The sequence below is a fragment of the Stenotrophomonas sp. P5_B8 genome, assembly GCF_054049855.1.
In genome coordinates, this window is record NZ_JBFULO010000553.1 from 1 (window position 1) to 2,073 (window position 2,073).

2 protein-coding genes are annotated in these 2,073 nt (G+C 53.7%); both read left to right on the plus strand.

Annotation, left to right across the window (positions count from 1 at the left end):
* Positions 1-619, plus strand: a 619-nt coding sequence (locus ACXJKH_RS19240) for a transketolase-like TK C-terminal-containing protein (RefSeq protein ID WP_457321775.1), incomplete at its 5' end; no start/stop codon positions are given.
* A gap of 242 nt (positions 620-861) precedes the next feature.
* Positions 862-2,073, plus strand: a 1,212-nt coding sequence (locus ACXJKH_RS19245; RefSeq protein ID WP_457321777.1) for an ATP-dependent nuclease, incomplete at its 3' end; no start/stop codon positions are given.

The window sequence follows — 2,073 nt, forward strand, 5'->3', positions numbered from 1 at the left end:
GTACTACTACATCACCCTGATGAACGAAAACTATACCCACCCGGAAATGCCGGAAGGTGCGGCCGAAGGCATCGTCAAGGGCATGTACCTGCTCACCGACGCCGGCAAGCCGAAGAAGAACGAGCTGCGCGTGCAGCTGCTGGGTTCGGGCACCATCCTGCGCGAAGCCATTGCCGCGGCCGAGCTGCTGGAGAAGGATTTCGGCGTCACCGCCGACATCTGGAGCTGCCCGAGCTTCAACGAACTGCGTCGCGATGGTTTCGATGCAGAGCGTTACAACCGCTTCCACCCGGAAGGCGAGCAGCGCAAGGCCTACGTGACCGAGCTGCTGGAAGGCCGCCAGGGCCCGGCGATTGCCGCCACCGACTATGTGCGTGCGTATGCGGACCAGATCCGTGCGTTCGTGCCGATGGGCTTCACCGTGCTGGGCACCGATGGCTTCGGCCGCTCGGATACGCGTGCGAACCTGCGTCGCTTCTTCGAGGTTGACCGGTACTACATCGCGCATGCCGCGATTGCGGCGCTGGCCAAGGAAGGGAAGATGACGGGTAAGGATGTGGCGCGGGCGATCAAGCAGTACAAGATTGATCCTGAGAAGGCTAATCCTGTCGGGGTTTGATGCTCTCCCGAGATTGAAGTAACTGAGGCGGCCTAACGGGCCGCCTCTTTTTTTTGTAGAATCCGGAAAGTGCTAAGTAATAAGAGCGGCCAATTGGAAAACTGGGGTCCACAGCGATTSAATAATTTTCCTCAACACGCGTAGCGCTATTAATCAGACCAAAATCCCAGCTCACGGGGGGCAGAATGAAGTACAGGGACAGTCAGTTGGACAAGGATCTTCGAGCTTGGTTTGGTAACGACATGTCCAAAGCGCTGCTGAGGTCAATCACTCTGCGACGCGGTTCTCTCAGAGGAATCAACTCTCTTGATATTAAGTTCGAGTACCCAATTGTCGCCTTCGCTGGCGTAAATGGTGCAGGAAAGTCAACCATTCTTGCTATGGCATGCTGCGCGTTTCATAACAAGCCAAAGGGGTTCAAGCTACCGCGGAGAAAAAACACCTACTACACATTTTCAGATTTTTTTATCCAACACTCAAAAGAGGTAGCGCCACAAGGAATCGAAATTGACTACAAAATTGCCTACAACAACTGGACCCCGGCGGAAGAGGTGCCCACTGGCATAGGCATAGCCACTCAGGCTCGTTGGAAGCAGAAGGGTGGAAAGTGGAACGACTACGCGGGTCGTGTCCCTAGAAATGTAGTGTTCTTGGGGATCGAAAGAATCGTCCCACATTCTGAGCGGAGCCAGTCCAAGTCCTATTCGCGCTCCTTCAAGGATGTTCCAACCAAAGGTTGGGAGGACGACGTAATGTCAGCCGTAGGAGCAATTCTGGGGAAAAAGTACGACGAGTTCCGATACACTGAGCATTCTAAGTACAGTCTTCCGCTAGTTCGATGCGGAGATGTGATCTACTCGGGCTTCAATATGGGTGCTGGCGAGAACGCGCTTTTCGAAATTTTCTCTAACATATACTCCGCAGGCGATGGCGCTTTGCTGGTGCTCGATGAGGTCGAGCTCGGACTTCATTCCAGAGCACAGCGGATGTTTATGAAGAAGCTGAAAGAGGTGTGCAAGAAGACCAACACGCAGATCATCTGTACCACTCATTCTCGTGAGATATTTGAGTCCCTTCCAGATGATGCAAGATTTTTTGTAGAGTCGGTCCAAGGGAAGACTCGAATTACAAGTGGTGTTTCGCCGGAGTTCGCTTTCTCGCGTATGGGGGCGGTACTGAAATATGAAGCGACCGTGCTTGTGGAGGACGATGTGGCGCGTGCCATTTTGCAGGAGTGTCTTGCGGCAGACGTGCGAACGCGTATTCAGATCAAAGTGGTCGGATCCGCCAGTGCACTTTCAAGGCAGCTTGCGGCAGCTTACGTCCGGAAAGAGGATCGCCCCACCATCTCGGTATTTGATGGTGATCAGAGAGTGCTCGAGAATCGGAATTTGAGTCATGCGAAAAAGATGGCCGAAACGGTCTCGGAAGAGTTCGGTGCGTGGTTTAGAGCC